The sequence below is a fragment of the Piscinibacter sp. genome, from assembly GCF_047600445.1.
GTDB lineage: Bacteria > Pseudomonadota > Gammaproteobacteria > Burkholderiales > Burkholderiaceae_C > Piscinibacter.
Map to the genome: position 1 here is coordinate 2,745,774 of NZ_JASGKT010000002.1, position 15,345 is coordinate 2,761,118.

Below are 15,345 nucleotides of genomic sequence, written 5' to 3' on the forward strand. Positions count from 1 at the left end.
CGGATTGCGAAGGCAGTCGGGACGGCGCAAGTGTGACAGGGCATGCGGCTTGCATGCCTAGGCCTACACTGCGCCCCAACCGATCCGACGAGGAACGAACACCATGAACCGCCACCTCCACCCGCTGCGCGCCGCCGCCTTGCTGCTCACCCTCGCGCTCGCCGCGCCGCTCGCCCAGGCGCACGACGCGCCCAGCCTGGCCGGCGGCTTCGCCAGCGGCTTCGCCCACCCGCTGCTCGGCTGGGACCACGCCATCGCGATGCTCGCCGTCGGCCTGTGGAGCGTGCTGCTCGGCGCGCCGGCGCTGTGGCTGCTGCCGCTGGCCTTCCCGCTGGTGATGGCCGCCGGCGCCGCGCTCGGCATGCTGGGCGTGCCGCTGCCGGCGGTGGAGATCGGCATCGCCGCCTCGGCGGTGGCGCTGGGCGCGATGGTCGCCAGCGGGCGGCGCGCGCCGCTCGCGCTGGCCGCGGTGCTGGTGGCGGTGTTCGCGGTGTTCCACGGCCATGCGCATGGCAGCGAACTGCCGCTCGCGGCCAACCCGCTCGCCTACGGCCTGGGTTTCCTGCTCGCCACCGCGCTGCTGCACCTGGCCGGCATCGCGCTGGGGCTGCTGGCGCGCCGGCCGGCCGGGCGCATCGCGGTGCGCGGCATGGGCGCGGGCATCGCGCTGCTGGGCGTGATGGCGCTGGCGCGCGCCGCCGGCTGAACGGCGGGCGTGGACGCGCAAGACGCGCTGCGGCTGCGCCGCCTGCTCGACGCGCGCCCGGTGGCCGCGCTGGCCACGCTGCACCGCGGCGAGCCGGCGCTGTCGATGGTGCCCTTCGTGCTGCGCGCCGACGACCACGCGCCGCTGATCCACGTCAGCGCCCTGGCCACGCACACGCGCGACATGCGCGAGCACCCGCGCGTCAGCCTGATGGTGATGGCCGAGGCCACGCCCGACGTGATGCCGCAGGCGCTGCCGCGCGTGGCCTTGCAGGCCGATGCGCGGACGCTGCCGCGCGAGGGCGCCGAGTACGACGCCGCCAAGGCGCTCTACCTGGCGCGTTTCCCCGACGCGACGATGACCTTCGAGCTGGCCGACTTCGCCATCGTCGTGCTGACGCCGGTGTCGGCGCGGCTGGTGGCCGGCTTCGGCCGCGCCGACGCGCTGGTCGGCGAACGCCTCGCGGCCTGGCTGCGTTCCTGAGACCTCAGGCGTCCCACGACGCCGCCGCGCCGGGGTCGATGCCGTAGCGCGCGATCGCCTCGGCGCAGGCGCCGGCATCGACCCGGCCCTGCGCGCGCAGCGCCGTCAGCGCGGCCAGCACCACGTGCGCCCGGTCGACCTCGAAGAAGCGCCGCAGCGCCGCGCGCGTGTCGCTGCGGCCGAAGCCGTCGGTGCCCAGCGCGGTGAAGGGCGCGGCGATGTACGAGGCGATCAGTTGCGGCCAGGCGCGCACGTAGTCGCTCGCCGCGACCACCGGCGCCTCGCCCGCCAGGCACTGCTGCACGTGGCTCGTGCGCGGCGCCTCGGCGGGATGCAGGCGGTTGTGGCGCTCGACCTCGCGCGCCTCGCGCGCCAGCTCGCTGAAGCTGGTGGCGCTCCACACCTCGGCCTCGACGCCCCAGTCGCCGGCCAGCAGTTCGGCCGCCGCGATCACCTCGCGCAGGATGGCGCCCGAGCCGAGCAGCCGCACCCGGCCCTTCGCCTGCGCGGGCGAATGCACGGCGTGGCGGTACAGCCCCTTGATCAGGTCGGCGTGCACGCCTGCCGGCAGCGAAGGCTGCGCATAGCTCTCGTTGCCCAGCGTGAGGTAGTGGAAGACGTCGCGCTGCTCCTGCACCATCTGGCGCATGCCGTGGTCCAGGATCACCGCCAGCTCGCCGGCGAAGCACGGGTCCCAGGCACGGCAGTTCGGCACCGCCGCCGCCTGCAGCAGGCTGGCGCCGTCCTGGTGCTGCAGGCCCTCGCCGCCCAGCGTGGTGCGGCCGGCCGTGGCGCCGAGCAGGAAGCCGCGCGCGCGCTGGTCGGCCGCCGCCCAGATCAGGTCGCCGACGCGCTGGAAGCCGAACATCGAGTAGTAGATGTAGAAGGGCAGCATCGCCAGGCCGTGCACCGAGTAGCTGGTGGCCGCGGCCGTCCAACTGCTGATCGCGCCGGCCTCGCTGATGCCTTCTTCGAGGATCTGGCCGTCCTCGGCCTCGCGGTAGCTCATCAGCGAGCCGATGTCCTCGGGCTCGTAGGTCTGGCCATTGAACGAATAGATGCCGACCTGCCGGAACAGGTTCGCCATGCCGAAGGTGCGCGCCTCGTCGGCGACGATGGGCACGATGCGCGCGCCGAGCTGCGCGTCCTTCAGCAGCGCGGTGAGCATGCGCACGAAGGCCATCGTGGTGCTCATCTCCTTGCCCTCGGCGTTCAGCGCGAACTCGGCGTAGCGCGCCGGCGGCGGCACGGCCAGCGGCGGCGCCTCGCCGCGCCGCACGGGCACGCAACCGCCCAGCGCCGCGCGGCGCGCGTGCAGGTAGCGCATCTCGGGGCTGTCGTCGGCCGGCTTGAAGAACGCCAGCGAGGCGGCCTGCTCGTCGCTCAGCGGCAGGTCGAAGCGGTTGCGGAAGGCGATCAGGTCTTCGCGCTCGAGCTTCTTCTGCTGGTGCGTGGTCATGCGGCCCTGGCCGGCCTCGCCCATGCCGTAGCCCTTCTTGGTCTGGGCCAGGATCACCGTCGGCCGCCCGCGCGTGGCGGCCGCCGCGTGGTAGGCGGCGTGGATCTTCACCAGGTCGTGGCCGCCGCGCTTGAGGCGGTCGATCTGCTCGTCGGTCAGGCCCTGCGCCAGCGCGGCCAGCGCCGGGTCCTGGCCGAAGAAGTGCTCGCGGTTGTAGCGCCCGTCCTTGGCGGCGAAGGTCTGGAACTGGCCGTCCACCGTGTTGGCGAAGGCGCGCGGCAGCGCGCCCTCGGTGTCGCGCGCGAACAGGCCGTCCCAGTCGGAGCCCCACACCAGCTTGATCACGCGCCAGCCGGCGCCGGCGAAGAGGGCCTCCAGCTCGTCGATGATGCGGCCGTTGCCGCGCACCGGGCCGTCCAGGCGCTGCAGGTTGCAGTTCACCACCCAGATCAGGTTGTCGAGCTTCTCGCGCGCGGCCAGCGTCAGCGCGCTCATGCTCTCGGGCTCGTCCATCTCGCCGTCGCCGAACACACCCCACACCTTGCGCGCCGAGGTGTCGAGCAGCGCGCGGTGGTGCAGGTAGCGCATGAAGCGCGCCTGGTAGATCGAGCTGATCGGGCCCAGGCCCATCGAGCCGGTCGGGAACTGCCAGAAGTCCGGCATCAGCCAGGGGTGCGGATAGCTCGCCAGGCCGCGCACGCCGCGCCGCCGCGCGCCGATCTCCTGGCGGTAGTGGGCCAGTTCGTCCTCGCCCAGCCGGCCTTCGAGAAAGGCGCGCGCGTAGACGCCCGGCGCGCTGTGCGGCTGGTAGAAGACGAGGTCGCCGCCGCCGGCATCGGCGCCGCCGCGGAAGAAGTGGTTGAAGCCGACCTCGAACAGGTCCGCCGCGCTGGCGTAGCTGGCGATGTGGCCGCCGAGTTCGCCATAGGCCTGGTTGGCGCGCACCACCATCGCCAGCGCGTTCCAGCGCATCAGCGAGGCCAGGCGCTCCTCGATCGCGAGATCGCCCGGAAAAGCCGGCTGGCGCGAGGCCGGAATCGTGTTGACGTAAGGCGTGCCCAGCGCCGGCTGCCAGCCGACCTCGGGCGCGCGCGCCGCGGCGGCCAGCATGTCCATGATCTCGCGCACGCGCTGCGCTCCGGCGGCGCGCAGCAGCGAAGCGAGCGCGTCGCGCCACTCGGCGGTTTCGAGGGTGTCGGCGTCGTTGTCGCCGTGGTCGTCGGTGCTGCTCATGCCTGGTGGGTCTCCTGCCGCGCACTGTAGGCAGGAAGGGGCGGCATGGGTGATCGAAATGGATCGTGCACCGACGCAGTTGCAGCACAAAATGCCGTACCTTCACGATTGGCCGGCACGATGAACCTCGACGCCACCGACCTGCGCATCCTGCGCGAACTCCAATCCGACGCCGGCCTCGCCAACGTCGAGCTGGCGCGGCGCGTCGGGCTCTCGCCGTCGCCCTGCCTGGCGCGCGTGAAGGCGCTCGAGCGCGCCGGCGTGATCCGGCAGGTGGTGGCGCTGCTCGACGCCAAGCAGCTCGGCCTGCACCTGAACGTGTTCATCTCGATCAGCCTGAAGCAGCAGACGCGCGCCGCGCTCGAAGCCTTCGAGGCCAAGGTGGCGGCGCGCGACGAGGTGATGGAGTGCTACCTGATGACCGGCGACGCCGACTACCTGATGCGCGTGGCCGTGCCCGACATGGCGGCGCTGGAGCGTTTCATCATCGAGCAGCTCACGCCGATGAAGGAGGTGGAGAAGATCCGCTCCAGCTTCGCGCTCAAGCAGGTGCGCTACAAGACGGCGCTGCCGCTGGCGCGGCGCTGATCTGGCTCAGGCGCGCAGCGGCAGCGCCGCGCCGATCGCCACGAAGATGCCGCCGCAGGCGCGGTTGAAGCGCTTGCCGCTGCGCTTGAGCCACGGGCGGATGCGGTGCGCGGTGCTGGCAATCACGAACTCGGTGACCACCTCGATGCCCGCGAAGGTGCCGGCCATGATCGCGAACTGCGCGAACAGGCTGCGCGCCGGGTCGATGAACTGCGGCAGGAAGGCGGCGAAGAAGAGGATGCCCTTCGGGTTGGTCATCGCCGACAGCGCGCCCTGGCGGAACAGCGACCAGCCACCGCGCTCGCCACCCTCGCCCGGCGGCGGCTCGACGCCCACCGCCGGCGCGCGCCACACCTGGATGCCCAGCCAGACGAGGTAGGCGCCGCCCACCCACTTCAGCACCGTCAGCCACAGCAGCGAGGCCTGCAGCAGCGCGCCGATGCCGAACATCGACAGCGCGACGACCGAGATGAAGCCGAACGAGCCGCCGAAGATGGTCCACAGCGTCTTGCGCCGCCCGTGCAGCGCGCCGTGCGTCAGCGCCAGCAGGCCGTTCGGCCCGGGCGAGAGCGACAGCCCGATCGCCGCCGCCAGGTAGATCAGCCAGGTGTCGAGTTGCATGCGGAATGAAGCCCCCACGCTCACTTCGTTCGCTGCCCCCCGAGGGGGCGCTCGATGGCTTCGGAACGGCCGGGCGCCACCGAAGCGATCCAGCCTTCCACTGCCGCGCTCGTCGGCGCGAGCAGTTGCGACGCGCCGCCGGTGAAGCGCTGCCATTCGTCGACCAGGCTGCGCGAGACGGAGGTCAGCAGCGGGATGTCGCGCGACAGGATCTCGAGCAGCTCGGCGCGCAGGCCGCCGCCTTCGGCTTCGAGCTTGCCGAAGCGGTTGCACACCACCAGGTCGGGCGCCTCGGACGCCGCCGCGCGCAGCACGCCGCCGGCGCGCGCGAAGCCCTGCGGGTCGGCGCGGCAGGCGGCGGAGTCGCGCCCGAGCGGCTGCGAGACGAGGTAGCGCTGGCCGCTGGCGATGTCGACCATCACCATCTCGGCGGCGCAGCCGGGCCCGGGGGCCGAGCGCGTCATCAGAAGGCCGCGCACGCGGCGGCCGCGGCGGCGCTGGTCCTCGACCACCTCGGCGAGCAAGGCGTCGACATCCTGGCTGGTGTCGTAGACGATGGCGGCGGCGCGCGGCGGCTCGATCATGGCGCCGCACTATAGCCCTCGCTCCCTCGCGCCGGGCCGACTTCCGTCACGCAAACGGCGCTACGCGGCGCGGCGCCGCGGCCGATGATCGCGGGAGACTTGTGCGCCCGAGGTAGTTCATGAATTTCGATCCTTCCCTGAGCGCGGCCGCCGCAGCGGCGGCCGGCACCGTCGCCCTCGCCGCCGGCGCCGCCGTGTGGTGGCGCCGCCGCGGCGGTTCGGCGCAGCCTGGCGCCGCGCGCCCCGCCGCGCCCACGCCCGCCCCCGCGGCCGATGCCGCCGCCGGGCCGGCCGAGCTGGCCGGCTTCGAACGGCTGGTGCAGGAGCGCTGCGCCGTCGTCGAGAAGGCCGGGCGCGACGCCTGCCTGCTGGTGATCGGCATCGACGACCTGCGCCTGCTGCGCGACGACGGCGGCGCCGCCGGCGCCGAACGTGCGCTGGCCGCCGCGGCGGCCGTGCTGCGCGCCGAGATCGGCGCGACGACACCGCTGGCGCGCATAGGCGCCGATGCCTTCGGCGCCTGGCTGGACGCGCCGCGCGAAGCCGGCGAGAAGCTGGCGCAGCGCCTGGTGCAGGCCTTCGAGGCGCCGCTGAACGTCGACGGCCGCGCGCTGGCCGTGCCGCTGTCGGTGGGCCTGGCGGTGGCGCCCGAGCACGGCGCCGGCGCGCGCCTGATCGGCCGCGCCTCGGCGGCGATGCAGTCGGTGCGGCGCAGCGGCGGCCACGCCCACGCGGTGTTCGACGCGCGCATCGGCGCGAACCACAACGAGGAACTGCAGATCGCGCGCGAGCTGCAGCACGCGGTGGTCAAGCGCCAGCTCGAACTCTTCTTCCAGCCGCGCATCGACGCGACGACGCGGCGGGTCAGCGCCGTCGAGGCGCTGCTGCGCTGGCGCCACCCGACGCTCGGGCTGGTCAGCCCGGCGCGCTTCATCCCGGTGGCCGAGCGCCACGGCCTGATCGAGACCATCGGCGGCTGGGTGCTCGACGCCGCGCTGCGCCAGTCCGCCGCGTGGCGGCAGGCGGGCGTGAAGCTGCGCGTCGCGGTGAACGTCTCGGGCGTGCAGTTCCGCCAGGACGACTTCGCGACGCGCCTGGAGCGCGGCATGAAGGCCCACGGCGTGCCGGCCGAGGGCCTGCTGTGCGAGCTGACGCAGGCCGTGGCGATGGAGAACACCGAGGCCACGCGCAAGGCTTTCGCGCGGCTGGCCGCGCTCGGCGTGGAGGTGTCGATCGACGACTTCGCCGCCGGCGCGGCCGGGCTGGCGGCGCTGTCGCACCAGCCGGTGCGCGAGCTGCAGATCGACCGCGCCACCGTGGCCGCGCTGGCGCGCAGCCATGACGCGCGCACCATGGTCGAGAGCGCCGTGCAGGCGGCGCGCGAACTGGGCCTGCGCGTGGTGGCCGAGGGCATAGAGACCGAGGCGCAGCGCGACGCCGCGGTGCGCCTGGGCTGCCAGCAGTTGCAAGGCCACCTGATCGCGCGGCCGATGAGCGCCCGCGCGGTGCTGCTGTGGGCCGCCGACGCCCCCAGCACGCTGGCGCAGACGCTGCCGGGCACGGGCTTCCAGGACACGCAGCCGATGAGCAGCCCCGACACCGTGCAGGGCTTCGAGCCGACGCGCATCTCGCTCGGGCGCTAGACCGCGACGCCAGAAGCGCGCTACCGTGCGCTTCCCGAGGCACGACGAGAAGCGAGGCGGGCGATGACGGCGGTCGACCCCTGGACGGGCGGCAGCGGCTACGAGGACTACATGGGGCGCTGGAGCCGCCGGCTCGCGCCGCAACTGGTGCGCTGGGCCGGCGTGCCGCCGGGGCGGCGCTGGCTCGACGTGGGCTGCGGCACCGGCGCGCTCGGCGCGGCCATCCTGGCCGAAGCGGCGCCGGCCGCGCTGACCGGCGTCGACCCCTCGGAAGGTTTTCTCGCCACCGCGCGCCGCCGGCTGCCCGCCCACGTGAGGCTGCTGCGCGGCTCGGCGACGCAACTGCCGCTGGCCGATGCACAGGTCGACGCCGCGCTGGCCTGCCTGGTGCTCAACTTCGTGCCCGATCCGATCGCCGCGCTGCGCGAGATGCGCCGCGTCACCGCCACCGGCGGCCGCGTCGCCGTGTGCGTGTGGGACTACGCGCAGTGCATGGAACTGACCGGCCACTACTGGGCCGCGGCCGACGCGCTCGGCCTGCTCGCCCCCGGCGAGGCGCAGGCCGAGCGCTACCCGATCTGCGCGCCCGAGGCGCTGGCGGCGGCGTTCGTGCAGGCCGGCCTGCGCGACGTGGAGACGACGGCGCTCGAGATGGAAATGCGCTTCGCCGACTTCGACGACTACTGGCACCCCTTCCTCGCCGGCCAGGGCGTGCCGCCGGCCCACGCGATGCACCTGACGGAACCCGCGCGCGAGCGGCTGCGCGAGGCGCTGCGCAAGCGGCTGCCGGTGCAAGGCGACGGCAGCATCGTGCTGGCGGCACGGGCCTGGGCGGCACGCGGGCGGGTGGCGGAGGGCTGAGCCGGGGCATGTGTTTTGCTTCGTGCCTCGGTGTCCCTTTCCTCCCGCCCGATGAAATCAGGCCTGCGCTTTCTGATCGCGGCCCGCCGCCACGAAATCCAGGCGCTCGGCGAACTCGCGCGCACCAGCGAACTGGTGGGCGTGACCGGCCGCCTGGTGCATGCGCTGCAAAAAGAGCGCGGCCTGTCCAACCTATGGCTGGGTTCGGGCCAGGCGCGCTATGCCGACGAACGCGAGCGGCAGGTGGCCGAATGCCTGGCGGTCGAGGCGCAGGCGCGCGCCTGCTTCGAACGCATCGGCACCGAGAGCGGCGGCGGCGGCGAGGGTCGGCATCTCGGCAACAGCGCGCGGCTGTTCAGCCGCATCGCCTGGGTGCTGATCGGGCTCGGGGCGCTGCCCGCGCTGCGCCAGCGCATCGCCGCGCGGCGCATGTCGGCGCCCGAGGCGACGGCCGCCTTCGTCAAGCTGATCGCCGGAGCGCTGGCGGTGGTGTTCGAAGCCGCCGACGGCGCCGTGGACCCGGAGATCTCGCGCCTGCTGGTGGCCTTGTTCAACTTCATGCAGGGCAAGGAGTTCACCGGCCAGGAGCGGGCGCTGGGCGCCGCGGCGTTCGCGGCCGGCTGCGTCGACGCCGAACAGCAGCAGCAATGGCTGCACCTGATCGAACAGCAGGACCGCTGCCTGCAGGTGTTCGCCGAATTCGGCAGCGAGCCGCTGGCCGCGCTGTGGCGGCAGGGGCGCCCGGCCGACCGCGTGGCCGAACTCGAAAAGCTGCGCCGCGTGGCCTGCGCCACGGCGCCCGGCGCGAGCCTGGGCGCCGACCGCAGCGCGCTGTGGTTCGAGTGCTGCTCGAGCCTGATCGACGCGATGCGCCCGGTGGAGGAACGACTGGTGGCCGAACTGCACGCGCTGTGCGCGCGCAAGACCGCGCAGGCCCGGGCCGAGCTCGACGACCTGCACCGGCTGCTGCAGCGCCTGGACTGCGAGGACGCGGCCGGCGAGCTGGACACCCAGGCTTTCTTCGACCGCTCGCCCGCCGCGCTGCCCGCATCGCTGCCCGACCAGCCGCCGCCGGCCGCCGCGCCCTATGGCCGCCAGGTGGAACGCGCGATCATGGACATCGTGCGCGAGCAGTCGCACCGCCTGCAGGCCATGAGCGCCGAACTCGACACCGTGCGCGCCGCGCTCAACGAGCGCAAGCTGGTCGAGCGTGCCAAGGGCCTGCTGATGGCGCACCGCCGCATCGGCGAGGCCGAGGCGCACAAGCTGCTGCGCCAGACCGCGATGAACCAGAGCCGCCGGCTGGTCGAGGTGGCCGAGTCGGTGCTGGCGAGCTCCGAGCTGCTGCCGGCCGGCGACGCTGCGCTGCGCACTCCAATTTGACGCGGTGCACAAAAACCGTGCGGCGCCGCGCGGCCGCCGCGGCGCCGGCCAGCCCGCCCGACACGCTGCCGTACACGGCGCGTTGGCCCTGATTTCCCAGGAGAACACGGGCCGAGAGCCGCTTCGGGAACCCACTGGCGCGGGCATTGGCACGGGGGTTGCGTAGAACCCGGCACAGACCAAAGACGGTCTTCGGGTCGGCGGCTTCCAACGGCGGGAGCCCGGCACCCGACAGGACAAAGGCGTCCTTGCGCGCACCGGTTCCGCCACGGCGGCTCCGGCGCACGGCAAGGGCGCCTTTTTTTGTTTTTCGCGGATTCGTTCATGCACACCTGGAGCCCGCCATGACCCAAGACCCCTCGCCCGCCGTTCCCGGCCGCCGCCAGGCGCTGCGCGCCGCCGCCGCCGGAGCCTTGAGCATCACCCCCGCGCTGCGCGCCGCCGTCTGGGCGCAGGGCTCCGACAAGCCGGAGAAGGAGGAGGTGAAGATCGGCTTCATCCCCCTGACCGACTGCGCCAGCGTGGTGATGGCCTCGGTGCTGGGCATCGACAAGAAGTACGGCGTGAAGATCGTGCCCAGCAAGGAGGCGAGCTGGGCCGGCGTGCGCGACAAGCTGGTCAACGGCGAGCTGGACTTCGCCCACGTGCTCTACGGCCTGGTGTACGGCGTGCACCTGGGCGTGGGCGGGCCGAAGAAGGACATGGCCGTGCTGATGACCTTGAACAACAACGGCCAGGCCATCACGCTGTCGAAGACGCTGGCCGACAAGGGCGCGGTGGACGGCGCCTCGCTCGCCAGGCTGATGGCCAGCGACAAGCGCGAGTACACCTTCGCGCAGACCTTCCCCACCGGCACGCATGCGATGTGGCTGTACTACTGGCTGGCGGCCAGCGGCATCCACCCGCTGAAGGACGCCAAGGCCATCGTCGTGCCGCCGCCGCAGATGGTGGCCAACATGCGCGTGGGCAACATGGACGGCTTCTGCGTCGGCGAGCCCTGGGGGCAGCGCGCCATCATGGACGGCATCGGCATCACCGCCGTCACCACGCAGGACATCTGGAAGGACCACCCCGAGAAGGTGCTGGGCACCACCGCCGACTTCGTCAGGAAGTACCCCAACACGGCGCGCGCCGTCACCGCCGCGATCCTGGAGGCGGGCAAGTGGATCGACGCCGGCCTGCAGAACAAGGCGAAGATGGCCGAGACCATCGCCGACAAGAGCTACGTCAACACCGGCGTGGACGCGATCAACCAGCGCATCCTGGGCCGCTACACCAACGGCCTGGGCAGGAGCTGGGACGACCCCAACCACATGAAGTTCTACGCCGACGGCGCGGTGAGCTTCCCCTACCTGTCCGACGGCATGTGGTTCCTGACCCAGCACAAGCGCTGGGGGCTGCTGAAGGAACACCCCGACTACCTGAAGGTGGCCACCGAGATCAACCGCATCGACGTCTACAAGCAGGCGGCGGCCGCCACCAAGACGCCCGTGCCCGCCAGCCCGATGCGCAGCAGCAAGCTGATCGACGGCGTGGTCTGGGACGGCAAGGACCCGGCGCGCTACGCCGACGCCTTCAAGCTGCGCGCCTGAGCCGGGAGCCGCGCCATGGTTGCCGCCGTCTTCCACACCCGCATCGAGGCCGGTCCGCCGGCCGCGCCCTCAACCGTGAACACCCCCGTCCACGTGAACACCGCTTCCCCAGCCGCCCCGGCGGCCACCGCCGCGCCGCGCGCGCCGCGCGACTTCAGCGTCCTGTGGCTGCGCGTGCTGCCGCCGCTGCTGGGCTTCGGCCTGCTGCTGCTGGCCTGGGAGCTGGTGGCCAAGGGCGTCGCCGGCGGCTTCCCCGGCCCCGCCGCCACCTGGCAGCAGGCGCTGGAGGTGTTCAGCCACCCGTTCTACCGCAACGGCCCCAACGACCAGGGCGTGGGCTGGAACGTGCTCAGCTCGCTGCAGCGCGTGGGCCTGGGCTTCGGGCTGGCGGCGCTGGTGGGCATTCCCGCCGGCTTCGCGATCGGGCGCTTCGAGTTCCTGAACCGCATGTTCAGCCCGCTGATCAGCCTGCTGCGCCCGGTCTCGCCGCTGGCCTGGCTGCCGATCGGCCTGCTGGTCTTCAAGGGCGCCAACCCGGCGGCGATCTGGACCATCTTCATCTGCTCGATCTGGCCGATGGTCATCAACACCGCGGTCGGCGTGCAGCGCGTGCCGCAGGACTACATGAACGTCGCGCGCGTGCTCGACCTGTCCGAATGGAAGATCGTCACGAAGATCCTGCTGCCCGCGGTGCTGCCCTACATGCTGACCGGCGTGCGGCTGGCGGTGGGCACGGCCTGGCTGGTGATCGTCGCGGCCGAGATGCTGACCGGCGGCGTCGGCATCGGCTTCTGGGTCTGGGACGAGTGGAACAACCTCAACGTCGGCAACATCATCATCGCGATCTTCGTCATCGGCATCGTCGGGCTGGTGCTCGAAGGGGTGCTGGTGAAGCTGGCGAGCGCGTTCACCTTCGAGGAGGTGAAATCATGACCGAGCGCTTCATCCGGGTCCAGGGCGTCGAGCAGGCGTTCAAGACACCCCAGGGCCGCTTCGTCGCGCTGCGCGACATCGACCTCGACATCGCGCAGGGCGAGTTCGTCTCGCTGATCGGCCACTCGGGCTGCGGCAAGAGCACGCTGCTGAACCTGATCGCCGGCCTGACGCGGCCGACCCAGGGCGTGCTGCTGGCCGCCAACCGCGAGATCGCCGGCCCCGGCCCGGACCGCGCGGTGGTGTTCCAGAACCACTCGCTGCTGCCCTGGCTGACCTGCTTCGAGAACGTGTACCTCGGCGTCGAGCGCGTGTTCGGCCGCGGCGAGCGCAAGGCGCAGCTCAAGCAGCGCACCGACGAGGCGCTGGCATTGGTCGGCCTGGGCCACGCGGCGCAGAAGCGCCCGGGCGAGATCTCCGGCGGCATGAAGCAGCGCGTGGGCATCGCCCGCGCGCTCGCGATGCAGCCGCAGGTGCTGCTGATGGACGAGCCCTTCGGCGCGCTCGACGCGCTGACGCGCGCCAAGCTGCAGGACGAGCTGCTGGCCATCGTGCAGCAGACCAGGAGCACGGTCGTGATGGTCACGCACGACGTCGACGAGGCGGTGCTGCTGTCGGACCGCATCGTGATGATGACCAACGGCCCGGCGGCGACCATCGGCGAGGTGCTGCCGGTGCGCCTGCCGCGCCCGCGCCACCGCGTCGAACTCGCCGAGGACCGGCAGTACCTGCAGTACCGCAAGGCGGTGATCGACTTCCTCTACACGCGCCAGGCACACGTCGAGAAGGCCGCATGAAGAAGATGAAACTCGTCGTCGTCGGCAACGGCATGGCCGGCATCCGCGCGGTCGAGGAGCTGCTGCAGCTCGCACCCGACCTGTACGACATCACCGTCTTCGGGGCCGAGCCGCACCCGAACTACAACCGCATCCTGCTGTCGCCGGTGCTGGCCGGCGAGCAGACCCTCGAGCAGATCGTGCTCAACCCGCTGGCCTGGTACGACGAGCACGGCATCACGCTGCACCTCGGCAGCCGGGTCACCGAGGTCGACCGCGTGCGCCGCGTCGTGCGCGCCCGCGGCGCCGACGGCGGCGTCGTCGAGGCCGGCTACGACCGCCTGCTGCTGGCCACCGGCTCCCGGCCCTTCATGCTGCCGGTGCCCGGGGCCGAGCTGCCCGGCGTGATCGCCTACCGCGACATCGCCGACACGCAGGCGATGATCGAGGCGGCGAAGGCCTACCGGCACGCGGTGGTGATCGGCGGCGGCCTGCTCGGGCTGGAGGCGGCCAACGGCCTCGCGCTGCGCGGCATGGACGTGACCGTCGTGCACGCCAGCGCCTGGCTGATGGAGCGCCAGCTCGACTCGGTCGCCGCCGGGCTGCTGCGCCGCTCGCTGGCCGCGCGCGGGCTGAAGTTCGAACTCGAGGCGCAGACGCAGGCCCTGCTGGGCGCCGCCGGCGACGGCGCGCCGCAGCGGGTGCGCGCGATCCGCTTCCAGGACGGCCGCGAGCTGCCCGCCGACCTGGTGGTGATGGCCGTCGGCATCCGCCCCGACATCGCGCTGGCGCGGCAGGCGCGGCTGCACTGCGAGCGCGGCATCGTCGTCAACGACACCTTGCAGACCGTGACCGACCCGCGCGTCTACGCGGTGGGCGAGTGCGCGCAGCACCGCGGCGTCGCCTACGGCCTGGTGGCGCCGCTGTTCGAGCAGGGCAAGGTGGTGGCCAACCACCTGGCGCAATTCGGCATCGGGCGCTACCAGGGCTCGGTCATCTCGACCAAGCTGAAGGTCACCGGCATCGACCTGTTCTCGGCCGGTGACTTCATGGGCGGCGGCGACAGCGAGGAGATCGTGCTCAGCGACCCGGTCGGCGGCGTCTACAAGAAGCTGGTGATCCGCGGCGACCGGCTGGTCGGCGCCTGCCTGTACGGCGACACCGTCGACGGAAGCTGGTACTTCAAGCTGCTGCGCGAGGGCCGCAGCGTCGCCGACATCCGCGACAAGCTGATGTTCGGCGAATCGAACATCGGCGACACCGGCCACGAGGGCCACGACAAGGCCGCCGCGATGCCCGACGAGGCCGAGGTCTGCGGCTGCAACGGCGTGAGCAAGGGCACGATCTGCAAGGCGATCCGCGACAAGGGCCTGTTCACGATCGAGGAGGTGCGCAAGCACACCAAGGCCAGCGCGAGCTGCGGCTCGTGCACCGGCCTGGTCGAGCAGTTGCTGATGTTCGCCGCCGGCGGCGACTACTCGGCCACGCCCCAGCGCAAGGCGCTGTGCGGCTGCACCGACGCCAGCCACCAGGACGTGCGCGACGCGATCCGCGAACAGCGGCTGCTGACGCACGCCGAGGTGTACCGCCAGCTCGGCTGGCGCACGCCCGACGGCTGCGCGAGCTGCCGACCGGCGATCAACTACTACCTGATCAGCACCTGGCCCCAGGAGGCCCGGGACGACCCGCAGAGCCGCTTCATCAACGAGCGCAGCCACGCCAACATCCAGAAGGACGGCACCTACTCGGTGGTGCCGCGCATGTGGGGCGGCACGACCACGCCGGCGGCGCTGCGCCGCATCGCCGACGTGGCCGAGAAGTACAAGGTGCCCACCGTCAAGGTGACCGGCGGCCAGCGCATCGACCTGCTGGGCGTGCGCAAGGAAGACCTGCAGGCCGTCTGGGCCGAGCTGGACATGCCCAGCGGCTTCGCCTACGGCAAGTCCACGCGCACCGTGAAGACCTGCGTCGGCAGCGAGTGGTGCCGCTTCGGCACGCAGGACAGCACCAACATGGGCATCGCGCTGGAGAAGGCGCTGTGGGCGATGTACTCGCCGCATAAGGTCAAGCTGGCCGTCAGCGGCTGCCCGCGCAACTGCGCGGAAGCCGGCATCAAGGACGTGGGCGTGATCGGCGTCGATTCGGGCTGGGAGATCTACGTCGGCGGCAACGGCGGCATCAAGACCGAGGTGGCGCAGTTCCTCGTCAAGGTGAAGACCGCCGAGGAGGTGCTGGAGTACGCCGGCGCCTTCCTCGAGCTGTACCGCGGCGAGGGCTGGTACCTGGAGCGCACGGTGCACTACATCGCGCGCGTCGGGCTGGACCACGTGAAGAAGCGCATCGTCGACGACGCCGCGGGCCGCCGCGCGCTGTGGGAGCGGCTGCAGCTCGCGCTGGACGGCCAGCCCGACCCCTGGCTCGCCTCGACGCAGGCCCAGGTCGATCTGCGGCAGTTCGCGCCGCTGCCCGTGTCGTGAAGGAGC

13 protein-coding genes are annotated in these 15,345 nt (G+C 72.4%); 10 read left to right on the forward strand and 3 right to left on the reverse strand.

Annotation, left to right across the window (positions count from 1 at the left end; genetic code table 11):
- Positions 1-103 precede the first annotated feature (103 nt).
- The gene (locus tag QM792_RS17005; protein WP_415151288.1) at positions 104-706 is read left to right on the forward strand and encodes a HupE/UreJ family protein; all 603 of its coding nucleotides are present in this window, start codon (positions 104-106) and stop codon (positions 704-706) included.
- Between the two features lie 9 nt (positions 707-715).
- Entirely contained in the window at positions 716-1,189 is a 474-nt protein-coding gene (locus QM792_RS17010; protein ID WP_415151289.1) for a pyridoxamine 5'-phosphate oxidase family protein, read from the forward strand.
- A gap of 4 nt (positions 1,190-1,193) precedes the next feature.
- Here QM792_RS17010 and mdeB read toward each other — a convergent pair whose 3' ends face one another.
- Complete coding sequence (gene mdeB / locus QM792_RS17015; protein WP_415151290.1) at positions 1,194-3,881, reverse strand: alpha-ketoglutarate dehydrogenase; 2,688 nt, start codon at positions 3,879-3,881, stop codon at positions 1,194-1,196.
- A gap of 120 nt (positions 3,882-4,001) precedes the next feature.
- Here mdeB and QM792_RS17020 point away from each other — a divergent pair, with 120 nt between their 5' ends.
- On the forward strand, positions 4,002-4,469 hold the full coding sequence (locus QM792_RS17020; protein ID WP_415151291.1) for an Lrp/AsnC family transcriptional regulator: 468 nt from the start codon (positions 4,002-4,004) through the stop codon (positions 4,467-4,469).
- 6 nt (positions 4,470-4,475) lie between these two features.
- Here QM792_RS17020 and QM792_RS17025 read toward each other — a convergent pair whose 3' ends face one another.
- Positions 4,476-5,090 (reverse strand): LysE family translocator, encoded by a 615-nt coding sequence (locus tag QM792_RS17025; protein ID WP_415151292.1) that lies wholly within the window; start codon positions 5,088-5,090, stop codon positions 4,476-4,478.
- Positions 5,091-5,110: 20 nt separating this feature from the next.
- Positions 5,111-5,674: a DUF2478 domain-containing protein gene (locus tag QM792_RS17030; RefSeq protein WP_415151293.1), complete on the reverse strand. Its 564-nt coding sequence runs from the start codon at positions 5,672-5,674 to the stop codon at positions 5,111-5,113.
- Positions 5,675-5,793: 119 nt separating this feature from the next.
- Here QM792_RS17030 and QM792_RS17035 point away from each other — a divergent pair, with 119 nt between their 5' ends.
- The 7 genes from QM792_RS17035 to nirB all read left to right on the forward strand — a co-directional run bounded on the left by QM792_RS17035 (position 5,794) and on the right by nirB (position 15,339).
- Positions 5,794-7,317, forward strand: a complete 1,524-nt coding sequence (locus QM792_RS17035; RefSeq protein WP_415151294.1) for a putative bifunctional diguanylate cyclase/phosphodiesterase — start codon at positions 5,794-5,796, stop codon at positions 7,315-7,317.
- 63 nt (positions 7,318-7,380) lie between these two features.
- The gene (locus QM792_RS17040) at positions 7,381-8,178 is read left to right on the forward strand and encodes a class I SAM-dependent methyltransferase (RefSeq protein WP_415151295.1); all 798 of its coding nucleotides are present in this window, start codon (positions 7,381-7,383) and stop codon (positions 8,176-8,178) included.
- 51 nt (positions 8,179-8,229) lie between these two features.
- Positions 8,230-9,561: a nitrate- and nitrite sensing domain-containing protein gene (locus QM792_RS17045; protein WP_415151296.1), complete on the forward strand. Its 1,332-nt coding sequence runs from the start codon at positions 8,230-8,232 to the stop codon at positions 9,559-9,561.
- A 344-nt stretch (positions 9,562-9,905) separates the two neighbouring features.
- Positions 9,906-11,153, forward strand: a complete 1,248-nt coding sequence (locus tag QM792_RS17050; RefSeq protein WP_415151297.1) for a CmpA/NrtA family ABC transporter substrate-binding protein — start codon at positions 9,906-9,908, stop codon at positions 11,151-11,153.
- A 15-nt stretch (positions 11,154-11,168) separates the two neighbouring features.
- Positions 11,169-12,086, forward strand: a complete 918-nt coding sequence (gene ntrB, locus QM792_RS17055) for a nitrate ABC transporter permease (RefSeq protein WP_415151298.1) — start codon at positions 11,169-11,171, stop codon at positions 12,084-12,086.
- Complete coding sequence (locus QM792_RS17060; RefSeq protein ID WP_415151299.1) at positions 12,083-12,883, forward strand: ABC transporter ATP-binding protein; 801 nt, start codon at positions 12,083-12,085, stop codon at positions 12,881-12,883. The genes ntrB and QM792_RS17060 overlap by 4 nt, the downstream gene beginning before the upstream one ends.
- Positions 12,880-15,339 carry a nitrite reductase large subunit NirB gene (nirB, locus tag QM792_RS17065; protein WP_415151300.1) on the forward strand — a complete coding sequence of 820 codons (2,460 nt, stop codon included), beginning with the start codon at positions 12,880-12,882 and terminating at the stop codon, positions 15,337-15,339. Before QM792_RS17060 ends, nirB begins: the two co-directional genes overlap by 4 nt.
- The last annotated feature ends 6 nt before the right edge of the window (positions 15,340-15,345 follow it).

What these genes read in the sequence shown, in the direction of transcription:
- QM792_RS17005 (WP_415151288.1), top strand. Translation starts at nt 104, where the DNA reads ATGAACCGCCACCTCCACCCGCTGCGCGCCGCCGCCTTGCTGCTCACC.
- mdeB (WP_415151290.1), bottom strand. Translation starts at nt 3,881, where the DNA reads ATGAGCAGCACCGACGACCACGGCGACAACGACGCCGACACCCTCGAA.
- QM792_RS17020 (WP_415151291.1), top strand. Translation starts at nt 4,002, where the DNA reads ATGAACCTCGACGCCACCGACCTGCGCATCCTGCGCGAACTCCAATCC.
- QM792_RS17025 (WP_415151292.1), bottom strand. Translation starts at nt 5,090, where the DNA reads ATGCAACTCGACACCTGGCTGATCTACCTGGCGGCGGCGATCGGGCTG.
- QM792_RS17030 (WP_415151293.1), bottom strand. Translation starts at nt 5,674, where the DNA reads ATGATCGAGCCGCCGCGCGCCGCCGCCATCGTCTACGACACCAGCCAG.
- QM792_RS17035 (WP_415151294.1), top strand. Translation starts at nt 5,794, where the DNA reads ATGAATTTCGATCCTTCCCTGAGCGCGGCCGCCGCAGCGGCGGCCGGC.
- QM792_RS17040 (WP_415151295.1), top strand. Translation starts at nt 7,381, where the DNA reads ATGACGGCGGTCGACCCCTGGACGGGCGGCAGCGGCTACGAGGACTAC.
- QM792_RS17045 (WP_415151296.1), top strand. Translation starts at nt 8,230, where the DNA reads ATGAAATCAGGCCTGCGCTTTCTGATCGCGGCCCGCCGCCACGAAATC.
- QM792_RS17050 (WP_415151297.1), top strand. Translation starts at nt 9,906, where the DNA reads ATGACCCAAGACCCCTCGCCCGCCGTTCCCGGCCGCCGCCAGGCGCTG.
- ntrB (WP_415151298.1), top strand. Translation starts at nt 11,169, where the DNA reads ATGGTTGCCGCCGTCTTCCACACCCGCATCGAGGCCGGTCCGCCGGCC.
- QM792_RS17060 (WP_415151299.1), top strand. Translation starts at nt 12,083, where the DNA reads ATGACCGAGCGCTTCATCCGGGTCCAGGGCGTCGAGCAGGCGTTCAAG.
- nirB (WP_415151300.1), top strand. Translation starts at nt 12,880, where the DNA reads ATGAAGAAGATGAAACTCGTCGTCGTCGGCAACGGCATGGCCGGCATC.